Origin of the sequence: Caloramator australicus RC3 (assembly GCF_000297115.1) — a bacterium.
Lineage (GTDB): Bacteria > Bacillota > Clostridia > Clostridiales > Caloramatoraceae > Caloramator > Caloramator australicus.
The window spans coordinates 82,662-107,295 of sequence record NZ_CAKP01000082.1; the positions used below are offsets into that span (position 1 = coordinate 82,662).

Annotated in this window: 15 protein-coding genes and 1 pseudogene; 14 read left to right on the forward strand and 2 right to left on the reverse strand. The window is 32.9% G+C overall.

From position 1 onward, the window contains the following. The 11 genes and pseudogenes from fabF to CAAU_RS07795 all read left to right on the forward strand — a co-directional run bounded on the left by fabF (position 1) and on the right by CAAU_RS07795 (position 10,195). The gene (gene fabF, locus CAAU_RS07745) at positions 1–1,233 is read left to right on the forward strand and encodes a beta-ketoacyl-ACP synthase II (protein ID WP_008908884.1); all 1,233 of its coding nucleotides are present in this window, start codon (positions 1–3) and stop codon (positions 1,231–1,233) included. A 15-nt stretch (positions 1,234–1,248) separates the two neighbouring features. Then, positions 1,249–1,689, forward strand: a complete 441-nt coding sequence (accB, locus tag CAAU_RS07750) for an acetyl-CoA carboxylase biotin carboxyl carrier protein (RefSeq protein ID WP_008908885.1) — start codon at positions 1,249–1,251, stop codon at positions 1,687–1,689. Positions 1,690–1,692: 3 nt separating this feature from the next. Beyond that, entirely contained in the window at positions 1,693–2,127 is a 435-nt protein-coding gene (gene fabZ / locus CAAU_RS07755) for a 3-hydroxyacyl-ACP dehydratase FabZ (protein ID WP_008908886.1), read from the forward strand. A gap of 4 nt (positions 2,128–2,131) precedes the next feature. Beyond that, positions 2,132–3,478: an acetyl-CoA carboxylase biotin carboxylase subunit gene (locus CAAU_RS07760; RefSeq protein WP_008908887.1), complete on the forward strand. Its 1,347-nt coding sequence runs from the start codon at positions 2,132–2,134 to the stop codon at positions 3,476–3,478. A 15-nt stretch (positions 3,479–3,493) separates the two neighbouring features. Beyond that, on the forward strand, positions 3,494–4,360 hold the full coding sequence (gene accD, locus CAAU_RS07765) for an acetyl-CoA carboxylase, carboxyltransferase subunit beta (protein WP_192811206.1): 867 nt from the start codon (positions 3,494–3,496) through the stop codon (positions 4,358–4,360). 10 nt (positions 4,361–4,370) lie between these two features. Beyond that, positions 4,371–5,315, forward strand: coding sequence for an acetyl-CoA carboxylase carboxyltransferase subunit alpha (locus CAAU_RS07770; RefSeq protein WP_083852848.1), 945 nt, complete (start codon positions 4,371–4,373; stop codon positions 5,313–5,315). 13 nt (positions 5,316–5,328) lie between these two features. Next, complete coding sequence (locus CAAU_RS07775) at positions 5,329–5,937, forward strand: biotin--[acetyl-CoA-carboxylase] ligase (RefSeq protein WP_008908890.1); 609 nt, start codon at positions 5,329–5,331, stop codon at positions 5,935–5,937. Positions 5,938–6,141: 204 nt separating this feature from the next. Continuing rightward, positions 6,142–6,975, forward strand: coding sequence for an amidohydrolase family protein (locus CAAU_RS15420; RefSeq protein ID WP_008908891.1), 834 nt, complete (start codon positions 6,142–6,144; stop codon positions 6,973–6,975). A 29-nt stretch (positions 6,976–7,004) separates the two neighbouring features. After that, positions 7,005–7,727 (forward strand): annotated as a pseudogene (locus CAAU_RS15425) (amidohydrolase); the annotation flags it as partial. Positions 7,728–7,740: 13 nt separating this feature from the next. Further along, positions 7,741–9,378 carry an ABC transporter transmembrane domain-containing protein gene (locus tag CAAU_RS07790; RefSeq protein WP_008908893.1) on the forward strand — a complete coding sequence of 546 codons (1,638 nt, stop codon included), beginning with the start codon at positions 7,741–7,743 and terminating at the stop codon, positions 9,376–9,378. A 70-nt stretch (positions 9,379–9,448) separates the two neighbouring features. Further along, on the forward strand, positions 9,449–10,195 hold the full coding sequence (locus tag CAAU_RS07795; protein WP_008908894.1) for a DUF3298 and DUF4163 domain-containing protein: 747 nt from the start codon (positions 9,449–9,451) through the stop codon (positions 10,193–10,195). 367 nt (positions 10,196–10,562) lie between these two features. Here the strand turns inward: CAAU_RS07795 and CAAU_RS07800 are convergent, their stop codons facing one another. Beyond that, a complete protein-coding gene (locus CAAU_RS07800) occupies positions 10,563–11,054 on the reverse strand; it encodes a superoxide dismutase family protein (protein ID WP_008908895.1) in 492 nt (163 codons plus the stop codon). A 143-nt stretch (positions 11,055–11,197) separates the two neighbouring features. On the opposite strand from CAAU_RS07800, the gene CAAU_RS07805 reads away from it, so the two are divergent. The 3 genes from CAAU_RS07805 to CAAU_RS07815 all read left to right on the forward strand — a co-directional run bounded on the left by CAAU_RS07805 (position 11,198) and on the right by CAAU_RS07815 (position 15,737). Beyond that, positions 11,198–11,803 (forward strand): HAD family hydrolase, encoded by a 606-nt coding sequence (locus CAAU_RS07805; protein WP_008908896.1) that lies wholly within the window; start codon positions 11,198–11,200, stop codon positions 11,801–11,803. Positions 11,804–11,826: 23 nt separating this feature from the next. After that, the gene (locus CAAU_RS07810; protein WP_008908897.1) at positions 11,827–13,545 is read left to right on the forward strand and encodes an ABC transporter ATP-binding protein; all 1,719 of its coding nucleotides are present in this window, start codon (positions 11,827–11,829) and stop codon (positions 13,543–13,545) included. A 113-nt stretch (positions 13,546–13,658) separates the two neighbouring features. Then, positions 13,659–15,737 carry an alpha-amylase family glycosyl hydrolase gene (locus CAAU_RS07815; protein WP_008908898.1) on the forward strand — a complete coding sequence of 693 codons (2,079 nt, stop codon included), beginning with the start codon at positions 13,659–13,661 and terminating at the stop codon, positions 15,735–15,737. A 364-nt stretch (positions 15,738–16,101) separates the two neighbouring features. Here the strand turns inward: CAAU_RS07815 and CAAU_RS07820 are convergent, their stop codons facing one another. Then, positions 16,102–24,624, reverse strand: a complete 8,523-nt coding sequence (locus CAAU_RS07820) for a glycoside hydrolase family 94 protein (RefSeq protein ID WP_008908899.1) — start codon at positions 24,622–24,624, stop codon at positions 16,102–16,104. Between the last annotated feature and the right edge of the window lie 10 nt (positions 24,625–24,634).

Below are 24,634 nucleotides of genomic sequence, written 5' to 3' on the forward strand. Positions count from 1 at the left end.
ATGAAAAGAAGAGTTGTTGTTACAGGACTTGGAGCGATAACGCCTATAGGGAAGGATGCTAAGTCCTTCTTTAAAGGAGTTAGGGAAGGAAGGCTTGGAATTGACTATATAAGAAGCTTTGATACAGAGAATTTTAAAGTGAAGGTTGCAGCAGAGGTTAAGGATTTTGATCCTAACAATTATATGGATAAAAAAGAAGCAAAGAGGATGGATAGATTCTGTCAATTTGCAGTAGCATCATCCATCGAAGCTGTTAAGGACTCAGGACTTGATGTAGAAGAAATAGATAAAAATAAATTTGGAGTTGTGATAGGATCTGGAATTGGTGGACTTTTAACCATCGAAAAGGAGCATAGGAATCTTTTGGAGAAGGGACCTAACAAGGTAGGACCGCTATTTATTCCTATGGCAATAGTAAATCTTGCAGCGGGAAACGTTGCTATTAAATTTGGTGCAAAGGGAATTTGTTCATCGGTTGTTACTGCCTGTGCCTCTGGAACTAATGCAATAGGTGAAGCCTTTAGATATATTCAGATGGGCTATCTAGATGTTGCAATAGCAGGAGGTGCTGAGGCACCTATAACTCCCCTTGCCCTTGCGGGATTTACAAACCTTACAGCCCTTACTAATTCAAACGACCCTAAAAGGGCAAGTATCCCCTTTGACCTTGAAAGAAGTGGATTTGTTATGGGGGAAGGGGCAGGGATTTTAATTTTAGAAGAATATGGGCATGCTATAAAAAGAGGAGCAAAGATATACGCCGAAGTTGTAGGATATGGATTTACCTGCGATGCATATCACATGACGGCACCGGATGAGGAAGCAGAAGGAGCCTCAAGGGCGATGGAGATGGCCCTTTTAGATGCCAATATAGAAAAAGAAAAAATATCATATATAAATGCCCATGGAACAAGCACACCTTTAAACGACAAACTTGAAACCCTTGCTATAAAGAAGGTCTTTGGTGATTATGCAAAGAATATCCCAATAAGCTCAACAAAATCCATGACGGGACATCTTTTAGGTGCTGCAGGGTCTATCGAGGCAATCGTTTGTGTTAAGGCTATAGAGGAGGGCTTTATTCCTCCAACTATTGGATATGAAAAGAGGGATCCAGAGTGCGACCTTGATTATGTTCCAAATGAAGGAAGAAGGGGAGAGGTAAACTATGCCCTTTCAAATAGCTTTGGATTTGGAGGTCATAATGCCTGCCTTATATTCAAAAAGATATAGTTTGGGGTGATTTAATTGGACATTAAGGCTATTCAGGAAATAATAAAGGCAATGGATAATTCAAGTCTTACTTTTATTGAGATAATAAGCAATGATATTACTATCAGAATGAAAAAGGAAGGCTATGAAGTCAAAGAGGTTGTAAAGGAAGTTAAAAAAGAAATGACACCTCAAGAGGAAAAACTTGAGGATAAAGAAGCGAAAGTAAAGGAAGAAAACCTACATGTCATAAAAGCCCCATTAGTAGGAACCTTCTACAGATCCCCAGGTCCTAATTTAAAGCCCTTTGTTGAAGTGGGAACAAAGGTAAAAAAGGGAGATACCTTATGCATAATTGAGGCTATGAAGATAATGAATGAAATCCAAAGCGATGTGGATGGCGAAATCGTAGAGATACTAATAGAGAATGAAACGATGGTGGAATACGGACAAGAACTATTTAAAATCAGGGTGTAGGTGATGATTATGCATATAGAAGATATTATGAATATTATCCCCCATAGATATCCTTTTTTGCTTATAGATAGGATAGAGGAAGTTACTCCTGGTGAAAGGGCTGTGGGGACAAAATGTGTTAGCATTAATGAGCCATTTTTTCAAGGTCATTTCCCAGGAAAACCGGTTATGCCTGGAGTTTTAATAATTGAAGCTCTGGCACAGGTTGGTGCAGTTGCAATCCTTTCTTTAGATGAATTTAAAGGTAAGGTTGCCTACTTTGCCGGTATAGATAAAGCAAAATTTAGAAGAAAGGTTATTCCCGGCGATGTGTTAAGGCTTGAGGTTGAGATAATAAAAAGAAGGGGACCTATGGGAATTGGAAAGGCGATAGCTTATGTTGGCGATAAAAAGGCCTGTGAAGCGGAGCTTTCCTTTGTAATTGGGCTTGAGGAGTGATGCTATGTTTAAAAAGATTTTAATAGCAAACAGAGGAGAAATAGCTGTTCGAATAATAAGAGCCTGCAGGGAAATGGGAATTAAGACTGTTGCTGTTTATTCAGAGATAGATAAGGATGCTCTGCATGTTCAAATGGCGGATGAGGCTGTTTGTATAGGACCTGCAAGGGCAAAGGATAGTTATTTAAACATGGAAAATATAATAAGTGCAACAGTCCTTACAAAGGCTGAAGCCATCCATCCTGGATTTGGCTTTTTATCTGAAAATAGCAAGTTTGCAAAGCTTTGTGAGGACTGCAATATAACCTTTATAGGTCCTTCCCCTGAATCAATTGACATGATGGGGGATAAGGCAAAGGCAAGGGAGATAATGATAAAGGCTAATGTTCCTGTAGTCCCCGGTTCTGAAGGTAAAATTAAAAATTTAGAAGAGGCAATTGAAATTGCAAGGAAAATTGGCTTTCCTGTTATGGTTAAAGCTGCTGCAGGCGGCGGTGGAAGAGGCATTAGAATTGTAAGGGATGAAGAAGAGCTTAAAAAGGCATTTGATATGGCAAAGAATGAGGCAAAAAATGCCTTTGGTGATGATTCTATGTATATTGAAAAATTCATCGAAAATCCTAAACACATAGAATTTCAAATACTTGCCGACTCTTATGGGAATATAGTTCATCTCGGTGAAAGGGACTGTTCAATGCAAAGAAGAAACCAAAAGATTATAGAAGAAGCTCCATCGGTTGTGTTAGATGAAAAATTAAGAAGAAGGATGGGGGAGGTTGCAGTAAAGGCTGCAAAGGCGGTTAACTACAAAAACGCAGGAACGATTGAGTTTTTATTAGATAGACATGGTAATTTTTATTTTATAGAAATGAATGCAAGAATTCAGGTAGAACATCCAATAACCGAGATGATAACCGGTATAGACCTTATAAAGGAACAGATTAAAATTGCAGCTGGAGAAAAGTTAAATATAAAACAGGATGATGTTATGCTAAAGGGACATGCAATTGAATGCAGAATAAATGCTGAGGACGTTCAAAATGGCTTTAGACCTTCCCCAGGAAGGATAGACTTTTTGCATTTCCCGGGAGGACTTGGAATAAGGATAGATAGCGCAATTTATCAAGGCTATAGCATTCCACCAACCTATGATTCCATGATTGCTAAACTAATAGCCCATGGAAGGGATAGAAACGAGGCTATAGAGAGGATGAAAAGGGCCCTTGAGGAATTTGTTATAGAAGGGATTAAAACTAATATTGACCTTCATTATGAACTTCTAAATCAAAGGGAATTCATAGAAGGAATTTATGATACAGGATATTTAGCAAGATTTTTACACCTAAAATAGGGTGGTGATTAGATGATAAATCTTTTTAAAAAAAGACAATATGTAACGGTTCCTCAAAAAGTGGATAAAAAAGAGGAAAGGGAAGAAAAAGAGGTTAAGGTAAATATTCCCGACGGCCTTTTTACAAAATGCGATGACTGTGGAAAGATAGTTTTAAAGGAAGATATAGAAAAAAATCTTATGAAATGCCCCAACTGCAATAAATATTTTAGAATGACGGCATGGCAGAGGATAAAGTTGATTATAGATGAAGGAACATTTTTGGAATATGATAAGGATCTTTCAACTCTAAATCCCCTTTCTTATCCGGATTACGAAGGAAAAATAAAAAAATTAATAGATGAAACAGGACTTAAAGAAGCAGTTGTAACAGGAGAAGGAAAAATTAAAGGAACTGATTGTGTAATTGCAGTAATGGACAGCCGTTTTTTAATGGGCAGTATGGGCTCGGTTGTAGGTGAAAAAATAACAAGGGCAGTTGAAAGGGCAACGGAAAAAAGGCTGCCTGTTATAATATTTACAGCATCAGGAGGAGCCAGGATGCAGGAGGGTATATTTTCCCTTATGCAAATGGCAAAGACAAGTGCAGCATTAAAAAGGCATTCTGATTTAGGCTTTTTATATGTTTCCGTTTTAACTGACCCAACTACAGGAGGAGTTACCGCAAGCTTTGCAATGCTTGGGGATATCATAATATCTGAACCAAATGCATTAATCGGCTTTGCAGGACCAAGGGTTATAGAGCAGACAATAAAACAAAAGCTTCCGGAAGGCTTTCAAAGGGCAGAGTTCTTGTTAGAGCACGGATTTGTAGATCTAATAGTTGAAAGGGAAAATCTTAAAGAAACCCTCTACCAAATCCTTTTAATCCATAGGGGGTGATAGTTTGAATATTTTTGAAATCGAAAAGGCTTCTGAGGAGCTTAAGAAAAAGATAAAGGAATTAAAGGAGTTTTCTAAACTTCAAAATATAGATTTAAGCAGCGAAATTGAAATTTTAGAGAACAAATTAAAGGAACTTCAAAGGGATTCTTTTAAGAATATAACCCCTTGGGATAAGGTTTTACTTGCAAGGAAGATAGAAAGGCCAACTTCATTAGACCTTATCAAAAGGATATTTGATAATTTTATAGAGCTTCATGGTGATAGGTTATATAAAGACGATGCTGCAATCTTAGGAGGTATTGCCCTTTTAGAAGGAAAACCTGTTACGGTAATTGGACAGCAGAAGGGCAAAAATACTGAGGAAAATATAAAAAGGAATTTTGGTATGCCCCATCCTGAAGGTTATAGAAAGGCTCTAAGGCTTATGAAGCAGGCGGAAAAGTTTAAAAGACCAGTTATTTGTTTTATTGATACACCTGGTGCCTTTTGTGGAATCGGATCAGAGGAGCGCGGTCAAGGAGAGGCAATAGCAAGGAATTTATTTGAAATGTCTAATTTGAAAACACCGATAATTTCTATTGTAATAGGTGAAGGAGGGAGTGGTGGCGCCCTTGCCCTTGCAGTAGGAGATAGGGTTTGGATGTTGGAGCATGCTATTTATTCCATTTTATCTCCCGAGGGTTTTGCAAGTATTCTATGGAAGGACGCTTCAAAGGCCAAAGAGGCAGCTTCTTTGATGAAATTGACGGCACAGGACCTTTTAGATTTTGGAATAATAGATAGGATAATTAAAGAGCCTATAGGTGGTGCCCATAGGGATGTTGATGAAACTGCAAAATCAATAAAACAAAGCCTTGTAGATGAATTAGAATTATTAAGGAATCTAGATATAGAAACTTTGCTCAATAGTAGATACGAAAAATTTAGAAGAATGGGCAAATTTCTAGAGTGATGGTGAAGTTCTGATGATTAAAAATGAGTATAAAGTCTTTGGAAGGGTTGATTTTGACTTTGAAAAGTTTTTTTCGAATTTAAACACAGATGTTTTAGGAAGAAAAATACTTTTTTTTGAATCTGTTACCTCAACAAATGATATTGCAAGGGAATATGCCGAAAATGGAGAATGGGGACTTTGTATATTAGCTGAAGAACAAACAAAGGGCAGAGGAACTCATGGAAGAAGCTGGTTTACCTATAAGGGGAAATCTATAGCCCTATCGATACTTCTCCATCCCGATTGGATAAAGGATACGTCTTTATTAAGCATTGCTGCAGCAAAAGCTGTGATTAGAACAATAGAAAAATATAACCTTAATGCCACTTTAAAATTCCCAAATGATGTTTACTTAAATGAGAAAAAGGTATGCGGAATATTAACGGAAATATTTTATTCCTCAGAAAAAGTTAAATATGCCATATTAGGCATAGGAATAAACATAAATCAAGAGGAATTTGAAGATGAACTAAAAGATATTGCAATATCCATAAAACAGGTCTTAGGATATGAAATATCCAGAGAGGAATTTCTAGCGATATTATTAGAGTGCCTGCCACTTGACATTTTGACTTTTTGACATTTCTAAAATATGGATTTATTTATATAGGCTTAAGTTTAGTAAGGGGTGGTGTTAATATTAGATGCCATCCCTTACTAATTCTTATGATATTTTAATAAATGATAAAAGATAAATTAGCTGTTTTATATCCATTATGTTTTACACCTAGAAAATATGTTAATATATTAATAGGAAAAATTTACAAAGGATAGGGGGAAAGGTATGGGGAAAACTTTGTATATCAATGGGGTTATAAGGACGATGGATGATAAAAACAGTGTGTATGATTCGATGTTTGTAAGGGATGGCAGGATTGAGGATTTGGGGGATTATGATAGTTTAAAAGAAAAATATTATGACGCTGAAATTGTCGATCTTCAGGGAAGGCTTGTTTTACCTGGATTTACAGAAAGCCATATTCATGTGATAGAAGCTGCAAGGAGTATAGTTGACTTAAATTTAAAGGGAATAGAAACCTTTGAAGAGTTTAAAAATGTATTAATAAGCTTTAGCAAATCAAAGGACACTGAATGGGTAATAGGTTCTGGATGGGATGAGGGAATATTTGGAGGTAGAATGCCTAACAGATACGATATAGATAGAGTTATAAATGATAAGCCTGTTTGCCTTGTAAGGCAGGACGGACATTCTATGGTTTTAAACTCTAAAGCTTTAAAATTATTAGGATTAAATGAGGACGAAAATATTAGAATTTCTAAAAATGCTATAAAGGATGATGAGGGATTAACGGGGCTTTTTTATGAAGAATGGGTTTTTGAAATATTAGGGCTTGTTATGGAAAGGATAGATGAGAGCTACTTTGAAAATGCACTAATGGTGCTTCAAAGGGAGCTTTTAAAAAGTGGAATTACAATGGTTAACGATATTATGACGCAATATCCAAGGATTTTTAAAATTTACAAAAGGCTTCAAGAGGAAGGAAAATTAAAAATTAGGATGGCCTGTGGAGGCTTAGGCAAAAGCAAAGAACTTGAAAAGTTTTTAGAACTTGAAGATGGGATGAAAATAAAAAAGGCCCCTGTAAATATTTTTTAGATGGAAGTTTTGGCTCTAAAACAGCTTTACTAATAGAAGGCTATGAAGATGAACCAGATAATAAAGGAGTTCAGACGCTAAGGGATGATGAGCTTGAAGATATTATTGAATTCTCATTAAAAAACACTTTTCCTATAGCTCTTCATGCAATCGGAGATCTTGCAATTAAAAAGTTTTTGGATATATATGAAAGGCTTTATAAGATATATCCAAATAAAAATGTAAGAAATAGGGTTGAACATATTCAAATAATAAGGGATGAAGATATTGAAAGATTTAAAAATTTAAACCTCATAGCTTCATTCCAGCCTATTTTTACTTTAGAAAAGGAATTAACTTTAAAGAGGGTAGGAGAGAGAAGAATAAAGGATACATATAGGTTTAGAACATTTTTGGAAAAGGGAATCAAGGTAATATTCAATAGCGATACGCCCTTTGGAGCAGCAACATTGAAAAATAAAGAAGGGAAAGATTTTAATGGATTCGAACCGCTTCTTGGAATACATTGTGCTGTAAATGATATTAACTTAAACAAAGGGGAAAATGTAACAGTAAAACAAGCTGTAGAATGTTACACTAAAAATGCAGCATATGCAAATTATATGGAAAATATTTATGGAACCTTGGAAAGGGGCAAATATGCGGATTTTGTTGTTCTAGAGGAGGACATTTTCAATATAAATACTGAACAAATTAAGGATGTGGAAATATTTATGACGGTTATCGACGGTGAAGTGGGTTATATAAAGTAATAGGGGGGATTACATGATAGATTCTTTTTATTTTTTATGGACATATCTTAAAAGGATTAAAATTTATGCATTTACATATTTTTTCCTCTCGGTATTACATAAAATTACTATAATTTTTATTCCTATGATTACAAAAAACTTAATAGATGAAGCTGTAAAAGGGAATAATTTAGAACAACTTATGAATAACGCTCTTTATTTTTTGGTAGCTACACTTTTATTTATTTTATTTTTAAGTTTAAAATACTATTTTCAAAATTTTATTGAAATTAATGTTATTAACAGTTTAAAACAGGATATGATAAAGAAGATTAATAACATAGAATATGGAGAATTATTAAAAAAGGACTTAGGTTATTTTACACAAAGAATCAATAAAGATATTGATAAAATAAAAAATTTAATTATTTCAGATTACTCAACTTTTATTATTAACTTATTCTATGTTTCAACAGTTATATTAATCATGATTAAGTTGAATATATTTCTTACATTGGTTTTACTTTTATTAATACCTATTTTTATATTATTTACAAAGATTTTTATTCCAAAATTAAATGAGCTTAATAGCGAAATTATGAAAAAGAATGAAGAGATAGATAGTATAGTAGAAGAAGCTTATAATGGAATTTTAACATTAAGAGCACATAATTCAATATTTTATATTGAAAAAAAGATAAAAAAAGTAATAGAGAATATTTTTGGATTATATAATAAAGAGATTAAGCTTAATATTATTTATGAATTTGTGATAGTAACAGGAACCATGAATTTAGCTTCACTTTTAATTTACTGCATTGGAGGTTATTTGGTTTATAGAAGGGTAATAACAGCAGGAACTTTAGTGGCATTTTCCTTATATTTTTCACGTTTATGGGACCTCATTGAATTTTTTATGGAATTTCCTAAAAAATTAAGATTATCATTACTTTCATTAGAAAGAATTAAGAGTTTATTTGATATTGATGAAGAAAATAAGGGATCAATTTTTAAACTTGATGACTTTAAATCTCTAAAATTAAAAGATGTAGATTTTTATTATGATGATAAACAAATAATCAAAGGCTTAAACTTTATTATAAATAAGGGAGATAAAATTGGTATAAAGGGAAGAAATGGAATAGGAAAATCGACTTTGAGTTATTTGATTATTAAATTAATTAATCCTATATCTGGCACTATTTATTATAATGATATAAACTATCAGTTAATTGATCCATCTGGCTTAAGAGAAAAAATTATTCTAATTCCTTCTGAAGCCTACATCTTTAATACAACAATAATTGAAAATATTAATTTGAACTCAGAATCAGATATTAAAAAAGAGATTAAAGAAGATTTGTTGGCATTAATCAATAACAATAATGTTATTTTAGAAGAAGGGGTTAGTAATAAAGGACAAAGTTTATCTGGTGGCGAGAAGAAAATAGTTCAGCTTGCAAGGGGATTATCTAAAAATGCTGATATTTACATTTTAGATGAACCTTTAAATTTTATTGATATAAAGTATAAGAAAAAGGTTATAAACTTTTTAGACTCATATCTTAAGGACAAGACCTTTATAATTATATCTCATGATGAAGATATTTTTGAAATTTGTGATAAGGTTTATAGACTAGAAGACGGGGTTTTACTATTAGAGAATATGTAAAAAGAAAAGTAATAATTACCTTCCTTTAGGGAAAATTAAATATAGAAAAATTATGAAGGAAGGTGTTTGGATGAAAAGAATTATTGCAATTTTTTTAATCGCAATAAACGTAATGTTTTTTAATGCAGCAAATGTTTTTGCAGAACCTAATCAATCTAAAGCAACCCAAGAGTGCAATGTTAACGTTAGAACCTTCCATTATGAAAAAATTACGGATCTTATTAAGTCTAACTTGGATGTTCCAAATTTAACGGGGCTAAAGAATTTGCGCATTCAGTCGAGAATAAACAAAATGTTTGTTAAAGACATATTTGCCTTTAGCAGGAGAATAGAAAAGCTTGCAATGCAAGCTAAAAAGGACGGAGTTTTAAGAAATCCTTATGAAGCATATACAAGGTTTAAGGTCGCTTATAACTGCAACTGCATATTAAGCATTCCTGTTACATTCTACGAATATACAGGTGGAGCCCATGGAAATACTACATTAAAACCATATAACATAAACCTAAAAACAGGGAAAATCATTGGATACAAAGATATATTTAAAAAAGGCTTTGATTATAAGACTATTATAATAAATGAAATCCAAAGGCAGATAAAGGAGAACAAAAACGATATTCCTTACTTTGATGATGCTCTTGAAACTGTTTCACAGTTTACTGATAAACAGTCCTTTTATATCACAAAGGATGGAATAGTAGTAATTTATGGCCTCTATGAGCTTGCACCATATGTTTCTGGAATACAAGAGTTTAAGATTCCTTTTACCTTGTTTGGTGATGGAATAAATACTGAGATAATTAAAGAATGTAAATAAAAACAAGACGGCTTTTCAAGACTTATGTTGGGCTATGTAGCCCAACATTCAGATTAAAAACAAACCTTCTTTGATGTTTATACATTGCAAGAGTCCCGTGATAGGATTTCAAAAAGGCATCTCTCATAAGCTTTAGCAATTCTTGCTTTTTGACTTTTAAAAAGTCCGTAATTCTGCACACGGACGTGCAGAGCCGAGTGGCCGACACGGATATCGTCTCACGAGGGTAGGACTTTTGAAAACAAAGAAAAGCTTAGAATTGCTTAGCGAAATGAGCGAATGCCAGGGAAATCCTTCACGGGGCTTATAAAAAAATAACCATTTCAACAGTCTGTGTTGGGCTATATAGCCCAACATTTTTTATATTCTAAATAAATTTTTTTATAACTCCACAGGCGATTCTTTTACCTGAATTTCCAGCAGGCTGACTTCTATAATCATCAGGATTTTCGTGTATTATTACTGATTTTCCAATTATGTCTCTTACTTTAAACTTATTTGTGTAGAAAACCATAAAGGCTTTACCATCGTTGGAAAAAAGAACTGGAAAGTCTCCGGCATGATTTCCATGGGGCTGATTAGTAGGATTATAATGCCCACCGGCTGTCATAAAGGAGTCTGCATCTTCAGAACAATTCCCAAATTCGTGGATATGAAAACCATGGGGCCCTATAGGACTTACATTGTTTGGGTCACTTTTATAATTTGGTAGCCCTTCTACATTAACATATACTAAAACTCCATCGTCTGTTTGATAGAAAATCACTAAGCCTTTTATACTTGGATAAATCCGGCTTCCTTTTATTTTTGCATAGGCAACATCATAAATCATTGAAGAGAAAAAGTTTAAATAGTTCATCATATCTTTCACCATTAAAAATTCATCAATTTTAATATATGCAATTAAGACTAAAGCGTGAGTGTAAATTTTAAAGAATTCTTTACAAATTTTTCCTTGGTGTTATAATTTAACTTAGATATTGCAAAAGGTGGGGTGAGGGCGTGATAAAAAACATCGTTTTTGATCTTGGAAATGTCTTGATTAGATTTGAACCAAAAAAGTATTTATTAAACTTTTGCGAAGGGGATGTTTTAGAAAGGGTTTACAAAGTTATTTTTGAAAGTCAAGAATGGAGGATGCTGGATAGAGGCACAATTACAGAGGAAGAAGCCATTGAAAGGTTTTGTAGGGTTTCAGATGAGGATTCACATATAATAAAAAAGGCAATGGCAAATTGGCATGATATTTTAGTCCCAATCGATGAGACGGTTAAAATACTAAAAAAATTAAAGGAAAAAGGATTCAAACTTTTCGTCCTCTCTAACTATCACAAAAAGGCCTTTGAATGGACAATAAAGAAAAATGATTTTTTTAGGTTATTTGATGGGATGGTTATATCCTGTGATATTAACTTTGTAAAACCCGAAAGGCAGATTTACGAACATCTATTAAATAAGTTTAATCTAAATCCAAGGGAAACCTTATTTATAGATGATCTTGATGAGAATTTAGAAGGGGCTAAAATACTTGGAATTAACACAATAAAATTTAAGGATGCCAATCGGCTTCTTGAGGAGCTTAATAATTTCAATATAAATTTAGATTAAAGTAAAGGATTTAGGAGGATTATATGCTCAAAAGGTTTGCAAAATATTATAAGCCTCATTTGGCCTTGTTTATTTTTGATATTTCCTGCGCGTTATTTGTTACTATAACAGATTTAATATATCCTCTTTTGACGAGAAGGCTTATTAACATAATTATTCCAACTAAAAACATGATTATGATTTTAAAATTTAGCCTACTGCTTTTCTTAATTTACTCCTTTAAAATGCTAATGGAATACTTCGTAGGATATTACGGCCATGTTCTTGGGGTTAGAATAGAATACGACATGAGAAAGGAAATATTTTCGCATATTCAGAAATTATCCTTTAGCTACTTTGATAACACAAAAACAGGGCAAATAATGTCAAGGATTGTTAACGATTTAAGGGAGATTTCAGAGCTTGCACATCATGGCCCGGAGGATATTTTCCTCTCTGTCATTCTATTAATTGGAACGTTTTTTGTCCTTCTAAATATCAATGTTAAGTTAACATTGGTATCCTTCACGATTATTCCATTTATGATCTACTTTATGATAAAGTTTAATAACAAATTCGAGAGCGTTTTTATGGAACAAAGAAGAATTATTGCGGATATAAACAGCAGAATAGAGGACAGCATCTCTGGAATTAGGGTGGTTAAATCCTTTACAAACGAGGAATATGAAATTAAAAAGTTTGATGAGGGTAATTTAAGGTTTAAAAATCAGAGGACTAAAGCAGTAAGATATATAGGCATATTTGATTCAGTTAACAACTATTTTGCAAATATTGCCGTCCTAATAACTTTGACCTTTGGAGGGCTTATGGTTTCTAAAGGTGAAATAAACGTAGGTGATTTAGTGGCGTTTATGCTCTATATTGGCCAGTTTTTAAGACCTCTTACAATAATACTAAGATTTACTGAAGATTTTCAAAATGGGATGTCAGGCTTTAAAAGGTTTATTGAAATAATAGATATGAAACCTGATATTGAGGACAAAGAGGGTGCAATTGAATTAGAAAAGGTAAAAGGGGATATTGAATTTATAGATGTTAAGTTTAGCTACGATGATAAAAGGACAGTTTTATCAAATATAAATTTTAAAATCAAAAGCGGTGAAACCGTTGCAATCGTAGGACCTTCAGGTTCAGGTAAAACTACTCTTTGTAATTTAATTCCAAGATTTTATGAAATCGATGAAGGAAGGATAACTATAGATGGAATAGATATAAAGTATATAGCATTAAAATCTTTAAGGAGAAATATTGGAATTGTTCAGCAGGATGTTTTCTTATTTGCAGGAACTATAAGGGAAAATATAGCCTATGGAAAACTCGATGCAACCTTTGAGGAAATTGTTGAAGCTGCAAAGGCTGCCAATGCCCACGATTTTATAATGCAGCTTCCAAATGGTTATGATACATATATTGGAGAAAGGGGAGTTAAACTTTCTGGTGGGCAAAAACAGAGAATTTCAATAGCAAGGATGTTCCTTAAAAATCCACCAATTCTAATCTTAGATGAGGCAACTTCTTCCCTTGATAATGAAAGCGAGGCTATCATTCAAAAGTCCATAGAGGATCTTGCTAAAAATAGGACAACATTAATTATAGCCCATAGATTAGCTACAGTTAAAAATGCAGATAGAATAATAGTCCTAACCGAGAATGGTATAGAAGAGGAAGGAAGCCATCATGAACTTTTAAGAAAAAAAGGAAAATATTATAGTCTTTATGTAAATCAGTTTGATATTGCATAAAATTTTTAAAATCCCCTGTTTTTATAGGGGATTTTGTTGTATAATAATTATGTGTTCAAACGATTGCATAAAGCTATTTATTAATTATTAAGTAATTTTTAAGGAGGCAATTTATGGGGTTAGATAGTGCTTTAATAAAAGTTTTACATGAGCTGAAACTTAAAATAAAACATGGGGAAGGGATGGATTATAGAATACCAGCCCTTTGGGATACATTTTCATATTCCGGAGAAGAAAAAAAGCAAAATGAAGACGGAACAATAACAGTAAACCCATATAGATTCTTTGCAGAATGTATTGAAAAGAATTTTCTGCCTTTAATGAAGGATAACAATAATTACAGTTTGCCTTTGTCAAAAATAAAAAAGGAAGGACATGAAAAGGGATACATAGGAGGAGATTGGATTAAAAAAAGCAATGTATATGGCATGCAGATAAGAACGTCTTCGGCTTGGGACCATGATGGTGATAGAAGTCTTGAGGTTAAAAACAAATTTGGGCTTAACGATACAGGAACATTTATAAAAACAATAGCTTTATTACCCCTAATAAAGAGAATGGGATTTAAGGCAATATATATGCTTCCTATTACAAAAAACAGCACAAAATATGCTAAGGGTGAAATGGGGTCCCCCTATGCTATAAAAAACTTTTTTGAAATAGATCCTGTTCTTAAGGATAATATGTTAAACACAACAACTGTTGATGATGAATTTAAGGCCTTTGTTGAAGCATGCCATATATTTGGAATTAGAACTATGATAGATATTATTCCAAGAACTTCGGCGAGGGATTCAGATCTTATATTAGAACATCCAGATTGGTTTTATTGGATAAGAAAAAAAGATTTAGATAAGTATCATCCACCTAAAATAGAAGGCTTTGAACCTTTTACAAAGGCTGAAAAGGATAATATTGAAAAAATTTATGCTGCCAAGGAGGTTAAGGAGCACCTTAAATTATTTGTTCCGTCGCCAGATAAATTAGATCCTGCAAAATGGGAAAGCATAAAGGAAAGATGTAAAGAAAATAAAAATATCGACTTTTTCCAATTAATTGAAGAGGAATTTGGAATAACGACAGCACCTGCCTTTTCAGATTGTATTAATGACCCGCAGCCTCCCTGGAGCGATGTTACTTACTTAAGGCTTTATCTTGATAACCCAATAAAATCGGCAAAATTTGTTGGAAAAGATCAGCCGCCATATATTTTGTTTGATATCATAAGGGGAAATGTGTTTAAGGGGAAAATTAAGAATATTGAGCTTTGGGAAAAAATTTCTGACATTATTCCCCACTACCAAAGAAATTTTGGCATCGATGGTGCAAGAATAGATATGGGTCATGCCCTTCCATCGGAACTTGAGAAGATGATCATAGAAAAACCAAGGCAATTTGATAAGGATTTTTGCTTTATTGCTGAAGAATTAAATAATAAAGCTGACAAAAAGGCTAAAAAAGCCGGATATAATATGGTTATAGGAGAATACTGGTGGACTGAACCTAGAATAGAGGAAGGCCATTTTAAGAGGATGATTTATGATGTTGCAAAGCTTAAAGTTCCTGTTTTTGCTGCATCAGAAATGCCAGACACTCCAAGGGCAGCATCGAGAAAAGGCGGAAGGGATTTTTCAAAGCTATCAGTTGTTTTAAATAACTTCTTACCAAATGCTGTTCCTTTTGTTACATCAGGTATGGAAATATTTGAAGTTCAGCCAATGAACTTAGGATTAGATCCTCAGCCTGATGGGAGATATGTGCTGCCTAAGGAGGATCCTTTCTATGGCAAGCTAGCCTTTTTCGATAAATATGCCCTTCACTGGACAAACGAAGGTAAGGAAGAAATGATAGATTTAATTGAAGGGGTAAATAAAATAAGGGAAAAATATTTAAAATATTTAAAGGTAGAAAACTTTATAAAGATAAATTCTGGAGATGATTCTACAATAGTTTTAGCATATAAATTAGATGGTAAAAATGAAAAACTCTTATTAATAGCTGCAAATGGGGATTTTGATAGGGATGTTAATCTAAAGGTAAGGTTGTCCAATATTGAGAAAAAAATTGGAGAAAAATTTAAAGATGCAAAATTGATATTATCGATAAAAGATGATGATAATGCCTATATTAAAAATAACAATTTAGAAATTTCCCTTCCAAAGGGTGATGTAAAGGTAATAATTATAAGATAGACTATAAAATATGCTCCCCTAATGGGGAGCATACAGACTGTTGAAAAAGTTATATTTTGATAAGCCCCGTGAAGGATTTCCCTGGCATTCGCTCATTTCGCTAAGCAATTCTAAGCTTTTCTTTGTTTTCAAAAGTCTTACCCTCGTGAGCCGACATCCGTGTCGGCCACTCGGCTCTGCACGTCCGTGTGCAGAATTACGGACTTTTGAAAAGTCGAAAAGCAAGAATTGCTAGAGCTCATGAGAGATGCCTTTTTGAAATCCATTCACGGGGCTCTTGCAAAGTCTAAACACAAATGAGAGTTTGTCTACAATCTGTATGCTCCCCTAATGGGGAGCATAAAATTTTGAGGAAAACACAATTTCACATTATAATTTCAACATAATGTTCAATTCCGTCATCTACAAGAGGGACTTCTTTATAATCAAGGGCATTTCCATCTAATGTAACTGTAGTAATCCCCTTGCTTTTCCCATCGGGATTCTTAACTGTGATATTGTAGATGGTATTGATAAATTTATATCTTATTTTGTATTCCTTCCATGATTTTGGGATGCATGGATCGATTATAAGCTTATTCCCTATCTTTTTAAAACCTAAAATTTCCTCAAGGCCTACTTTATACATCCAGCTGGAGGATCCGGTATACCACGTCCAGCCGCCACGACCAACATGGGGCTCGACAGCATATACATCTGCAGCCATTACGTATGGTTCAACCTTATACTTCGACACTTCATACATAGTTCTTGTATGATTTATTGGGTTTATCATGTTGAAAAGCTCAACTGCCTTATCGCCTTCACCAAGCAGGGCATAGGCATATATTACCCAGGTAGCTGCATGGGTGTATTGTCCTCCATTTTCTCTAACACCAGGAACATATCCCTTTATATATCCTGGGTTCAATTCGCTCTTATCAAAGGGTGGAGTAAAGAGCATTATTATCCCCGCTTCTCTGTTAATCAAATAGTTTTCCACGGATTTCATGGCAATCAAAGCTCTATTAAAATCTGCACCTTTGCTTATTAAGCCCCAGGTTTGTGCAAGTGAGTCTATCTTGCACTCTGAGTTTTGAGAAGATCCAAGGGGTGTTCCGTCGTCGAAGTAGGCCCTTCTATACCATTCTCCATCCCATGCATTTTCTTCTATAGATTTTACAATTTCTTCTGCAACTTTTTGATACCTTGCAGCTCTATGGTAGTCATATTTAGTTTTGCAAATGGGGATGAATTTTTGCAGGATGCTATATAAAAACCAACCAAGCCAAACGCTCTCGCCTTTACCTTTATTTCCGACTGTATTCATTCCATCGTTCCAGTCGCCGGAGCCCATGAGGGGGATACCGTGTTCTCCAAATTTTAACGAGCGTTCTATAGCTCTTATGCAATGTTCATAAATCGATGCTTTTTCTTCAGACTTTGAAGGAAGGAAATACTTTTCATCCTCATGTTCTGCCAAAGTTTCGCCTTCAACAAAGCGGGCCTTAATGTCAAGGATTGAATAATCTCCTGTCTTTGTGATATATTCTGCAACTACAAAGGGAAGCCATAAAAGGTCGTCGGAGAATTTTGTTCTTATTCCTTTTATATCTTTACACATATGCCACCAGTGCAAAACATCTCCTTCAACAAACTGATGCTTTGCATGGAGGATTATTTGTTCCTTTGTAATTTCTGGAGCTATGTTTAACAAGGATAATACATCCTGTAATTGATCTCTAAATCCAAAGGCTCCACCACTTTGATAAAAGGCGCTCCTTGCATATATTCTGCAGCAAAGTGTTTGATAAATTAGCCAGCTATTTAGCATTATATTCATAGACTTTTCGGGTGTATCAACCTGGACTATTTCAAGCAAAGATGACCAGGACTGTTTTACATTTTCAAATTCAGTTTTACAAGTATTAATTTCTTTATATTTTTTTATTAGTTTTTCAATTTCATCCTTACTATTGGCAGCTCCTAATAAAAGGGCTATTTCTTTTTCTTCCTTTGGATTTAGTGTTATTGAAATTTTAATTGCTACACATGGATCAAGACCCGCTCCAAATGTATTTGAAAGTTCATCTTTAAAAAGGCCATAGGGAGTTTTTAAATTCTTATAGGGTCCTATAAATTCCATCCTGTCACAAGTAAAGGAATCCTTTATCTCTGAACAATCAACAAAGCCAATAGAGTCTGGGAAATCGGAGTTATAGTTATTTTTGAATATTATAGTTCCTGTATTCGACAGAATATCTGTTACTATAAACTGTTGAGTGCTATGTTCACTGACTCCAAGCATTGGCCTTATATAGTAGAATAGGGCTATTTTTCTTTCGATATTGGAATTATTGCAGAGTTTAATAAGATTTATCTTGACGCTATCGTCTTTTGGAACAAAACACAATAATTCTTGATATATATTGTGGCTAAACTGTTTGAAAATTGTATAACCAATTCCATGATGAATGAAGTAATTGATGTTTTGTCTTATAGGATTTGGAGTGAGGCTCCAAAATTCCCTTGTATGTTCATCTCTTAAATATATTATTTCGGAAGGCGGGTCTGAAACGGGGTCGTTACTCCACGGAGTTATTTTGTTTTCACGGCTGTTTTCAAACCAGGTATATCCTCCGCCACCTTCTGTAATTAAAAATCCGAATTTTTTGTTTGCGATAACGTTAGACCATGGCAGAGGAGTGTAATTGTTCTCTTTTAGCTTTATGATATATTCTTTATTCTTTAGATCGAAGCCACCATATTCATTGAAGAATTCTAATTGCGGCTTTTCTATTTCACTGGACACTTCATTTCCGTTAGGAATTTCAATTTCTAATTTTTGACTTTCTAAGGATGTAGGTAATAATTTTATTTGTTTTGAAATAGAACCCTTCTGAGCATGGATTATCAGTTTTGCCACAGTAAATAGTAAAGTTACGTCTTTCATTTCAATTTCATTAGCATTTAGAACGTATATTCCACCGGACCTGTTTAATAGGTCTCTTGTTACACTTCGCATAACGGTATCTTGAATTAAATCCCTCAAAGGTTGCAGATATGAACTTTCATCCTGATTAAGGATTACAAGATCTAATTTTAAACCTTTGTTTCTCCAATATTCATGGGCCTTTAACATTGTCTTTACTATATCTATGTCTTCAATCTTATCTATAGTTACTAAAACGATTGGAATATCACCGGATATACCGAATTTCCAAAGTGCCTTTTGACCATTAGTATTTTCTTTAATTATATCGTTATATTTTTTCTTTAATGGACTTAGGTATAAAATATGCGACAGCATGTTATCAAAGTCTATTACCTCTTCATATTTTAAATTTAGGTATCTTAATTCCATCTTGCTTCTTATATTTGCAAGTTCAAAGGCTCTTTGAATATTAGTAAAATCGTTATATTTTTTGCTAAGCTCTAAAACTTCATCTTTACTTTTACCATATCCTAAACAGTATATTATTGTTGCTGATTCTCCTGATTTTATTCTAATTCTACCTCTTAGGCTGAATATAGGGTCCAAAACTGCTCCTGTAGATTTTGAAAGTGGTTGGAAGAGGGCTTGAGGTTCTGAAATAGTTTTGCCTCTTCCTAAAAATTTTAGTCTATCGGTTTCATATTCTATCGAACCTATCAGATTGCCAAGTATTAAGATTGAATGGAATGCAAAGTGAGGTTCACGACCTTCTTCCCTTGGCCTCCTGGAGGCAAAGATTGTGCTATATTTTTCTTCAAACTCAGTTCTGACGAATAAATTACTAAATGTAGTATGGGCAATGTCGGCGTTTAAATTATTCAATACTATTTCGGAATAGCTTGTTGCTTCTAATACAATATCGTCTGAGTTAAAGTTTGTTATAGTAATTTTTCTTATTTCACAATTATCCTCAGGTGAAACACAAATTTCTGTATGAACTTCTAAGTTGTCCTCCTTAAGCAAATATTCTGCTTTATCAGGTGAAAACTTGGATTTATAGAATTTTGCCTTTTTACATATGGGTTCAAATGTTGTTGATAAAATTTTATTGGTATTTAAACTTCTAATAAATATAAAGGTTCCGTATCTTCTTATTGTAGTATCATCTCTCCATCTGTTTATATAAATATCATTATATTTGCTAAAATTAGAGCCTCCGTTGGTTAACATAAGTGAATAGTTTCCATTCGATAATATATGGCAAACAGGCAAATCGGATTCGAAGGCACCAACCTCCCTAGTAATAACTTGCTCTTTATATTCTTCACGTTTAAATGGTTTTACAATTTCTTTATGTTCTTTAGTTATTATAACTCTTAATGGAACCTTTTCTTGAAGCAAAAATTCACCACATTTAATAACGGGATCGCTATGGAAATATTTAACTAGTATGTTTTTGTTGATAAAATTGTTGATTGAAGCTAATATCATTCCCTGATGATGGGCCATAAAGCTCTCGACTATTGCAGCATTTTTATTCCTGGGAAGCCTTTCAGGAGTATAGTCAATTGCTTCATAAAGCCCATAAATTCCTTCACCTATATCGTTAATAATCTTTTTTAAATTTTCAATTGCATCATAGGGGCTGAAGGGAAGAGCTAAAACGGTTGAATAGGGTGAAATAACCATGTCGTTTATTAAACCCCTCTTTAAACCTAAGTCAGGAACACCAAAGGCTTTATATTGGTAATTTAAAAGTAAGTCAAAGGTATAAAATCCGGACTCCGATGTTCCCCATGGAACTTTTCTACTAAGACCATATTTTATTTGAGCTTTTATGGCCGTATAATATGTTTCACTCAATAAAGTATTGTCAAAGGTTTTCATTATAATAGGTGGCATGAAATACTCAAACATTGTTCCTGTCCATGAAACTAAACTTCTGTAGCCATTTATTTTTACAAGGTTTCTTCCTAGTCTAAACCAGTGGGTGACAGGAACTTCACGCTTTGCTACTGCTATATAGCTTGCAAGTCTGCTTTCAGATGCTAAAAGATCATAGTATGAATTAGTAAGTTTGTTTTCTTCCACATTAAATCCTATAGAGAAAAGATCCCTTTTTTCATCGTATAACAGTGAAAAATTGGTATTTTCAATAATAGTTTCGATTCTTGATATAATATTTTTTGCAAAATTTATCAATTCATTAATATTATAGAGACATTTTTCCACTTCAAATTTATATGATGCTTCTATTTCATTTTGCAATAATTCTTCATACAATTGTTTTAATCGGTTAATCGAAGGAGATTTTAAAACTTCATTTTTTATATTCTGCAATAAATTGCCGTCGTTTAAAATAAAGGATGGGATATATTTCTCTACCTCCTCTTTAAAATCCTTTGCAGTTTCTATAACCTTTGAAGTCCAAATTGAATTTGGAGAAGGAATTCTAGAAAGTTCAATAAAAATATTTAATAATTCTTTGTAATCCATTTTATCAGCATATAACATATCTTGTAGTCTTAGAATATATTCATTTTGTGAAGGAATTTCTGATGATAGTTCTAAAGTATCAATTAAACCTTGAATTTCAGCTTTTGAAATTATGGATTCATCCAGCAAAGATTTTATAGCTTCTTTTAAAGTAATTAAATATCCTATAAAGTTTCCGTTATCAACAGTTGAAATATAATAAGGATGCAGAACCTCTAATGTCTTTGTATCATACCAGTTAAAAAGGTGCCCATTCCACTTTTTTAATTTTTCTACTGTTGTTAGGGTAAGATTGATTTTTTCTAACATTTTACTAAAGCTTAAATAGCCTAAATTTCTTGCTGATAAGCAGCTAAGCAAATAAAATCCTATGTTTGTTGGAGAAGTCCTGTGGGCTAATTTTTTTACAGGACTTTGCTGATAGTTATCGATAGGAAGATAGTTGTTATCTTTATCGGTAAACTCCTCATAAAATAACCATGTTTTTCTTGCAATGCGTCTTATCATTTCTAAATCTTCAATGCTAAATTTATCTTCAGCTATATTTTGCTGGCTTATATAATAAGCAATATATGGAGATATTAGCCAAAGTAGTGTAAATAATGAAGATAAATATGCATTACCGGTTAAAAAGGATAAAGCAAGATAACCTAATGAAATTAAAAGGCCTGGATACATTCTGATAAAAAAGCTCTTTAGGTCATTGCTTAATGAACTTTCAACATCGGCAGCTGTTACCCATTCTAAAGTATTTTTTCTTGAAATCCATATTCTGTATAGGGTCTTTAAAATAGCATGCCCCATCATATAAACGTGATAAGGTAAAAATATAAAATTTAATATTGTTTGATAAAATGTCGCCTTAAGTCCATATATTAAATTACCATTTAATTTTTCGCGCGGTGCAATAAACCACTTTATGTTTATATAATCAAATAGGCTTAGTATAATTGGAAAGAATATAATAATTAAAGATGAAATAATAAAGTATATGTCTTTGAAATAAAGGGTTGAAAGAGAAAGCAGGACAAAATATGCTATAGGAACTAAACTGCGCCTTAAATTATCTATTATCTTCCACTTAGATACAAAATTTAATGGATTTTTTATTTTTCTACCATCAGAAGTTTTAATTTGAGATTTAAGCCAAGGAATTGTTTGCCAATCTCCTCTAGTCCATCTATGCTGTCGTAATATATATGAGCTATACTTTTCTGGGTAATTGTCTATAAGCTCAATATCAGTAGCAAGCCCTACCCTTAAATAGCTGCCTTCGATTAAATCATGGCTTAAAAGGGTATTTTCAGGAATATTTTTTAGACTTTCTTTAAATATGTCAATATCAAAAATCCCTTTGCCGGTAAAGATGGCTTCTTTAAATATATCTTGATAGATATCTGATATTGCCTTTGAATATGGATCTATTCCTCCATTTCCAGCAAAGATCCTTGAAAACATGGTTTTGTTTGCGCTTTCGATGTTTATACCAATCCTCGGCTGAATAAGACCGTATCCTTTAGTTACAACTCCTTTTTGAGGATTATATTCAGCCTTATTTAAAGGATGAGCTATAGTTCCTATCAATTTTTCTGCAGTTCCTATTGGCATTATTGTATCTGCATCTATAGTTATGATATATTTTGCATCTTTGATTGGATTTATATCGGAGGATATTGTTATAAAAGTTGAATCGGTTTTACCTCTTAAAACTTCAACAAATTCAAAAATTGCCCCTCTTTTTCTTTCCCAGCCCATCCATTTACCTTGGGTAGAGTTAAATATTCTCCTTCTATGTAGGTAATAAAATATATCTTCGTCCTTTGAATATTTTTTATTTAAATTCCTAACAAGTTCCAGACCGGTTTCTAAAATTTCTTCTTCATTACCTAAAAATTCCTCTTTAGAATCTACAAAATCTCCAATAACTGCAAAATATATATTTTGGTTTTTATTTGCATTATAATTTACTTCAAGTTGATTGAATATTGATTTTACCCTATTTGTATTTGGCAATACAGTTGGAATGATTACTATTGTTTTATATTCTTTTGGAATACCATTTTTAAACTCAAGCTTTGGCAGAAAAGTTGCATCTAAAAAATGAGTAAACAGCCAGTTAACAAGGTTTATTACTATTTCACTTAATGGGATCAAAAATATTATAAAGGCTAATATAGTTCTTGCTAAATTTAAAGTATTTAAGTAGTAATAATATGAAAGTGCGAAATCAAGTAAAATTATTGGGATAAAAATACTCATAAAATAAAACCAAGGAAGTAATTTTTTGTTCTTATAACGAGCTTTTCCTGTAAGTTTTTCGATTAAAAGACTTTCCCCATTACCAAGCAAGTAATATCCTACATGCTTGGTTTTATCATCTTTATCAGAGGAGTTTGAAAGGAGAATTAAATGTTTTGCAACTTTGCTTTCAGATACTCCATATTTAGAAGCTAATTTTTTAATCTTATGCCTATAGTAATCCCTTGTTTCTTTGTCTTGAAGTTTAAAAAATTTATCCTTTTCCAATATTTTGTCAACAACACAAATTTCTTCAAATATTTCGTTCCAATCAAGAGCGTTAATTAATCTTAAACTATTAATGCTATTGCCAAAGGAAACTGCAAGCTGGGCTTGTTCTTGATGTTCAATATTGATTAAATTATCGATGCTTATATTTTCATCTGATAATTTAGATTTAACGAAATCTAAAATAGGATCATAATACATGTCCTTATTTTTTAATACTTCCAAAAGATGTTCAATAAAGCTTGAAGTAAATTTTTTATCTTCAAGTTCTTTGGATAGGAATTCAATTATTTTTTCATAGTCATCTAATTCAATTATTTTTTCAGATTTTTCCCATTCAGAATGAACGCTATTAAGTTTTTCACAAAGATTTCTTATTTTTTCCAAAAGAGCAACGGAAAGGGCCAATGGTAGTGACCAAACTTCGCTCATGGAAAGATGATGGACTTTTTGATATGAGTTTAAAAAATCTATCAATATATCCCTGTCAATTCTTCCGTCAGTGTGAGATATAAGTTCAACTGCTAATATAAAAATTCTAGGGAAATCCTTAAAATAGCCCTTATCGATTATTTCGAGCTCTTTATATGTTTTACTTTTTATATTACGAATGACGTTTTTATAGCTATCTTCTATTATGTAAAAATTATCTAAGAGCCAATCACTACCTGAAGGAAGACTTTTTCTTACTTTAGCTGCTTCGTTAATTTTTAAATAGGTATTTGTTATATATTTATAATTATCAATTAAACGGGGTGATAAAATATCAAGCCCCCGCTTAATTTTAGATATTATATGTCCTCTTGCTATATCCTTTGCATGTTGAATCAATTCGTCAGAATTTAAAATAGCATCTTTAGTTTCTATATATTTATTTAACTTAATGTTAGGTCTATTTATTATGATTAAAGATATAAAAAGGGATGCGAAAAATATAGCAACGTAAATCATCGGCTACAAC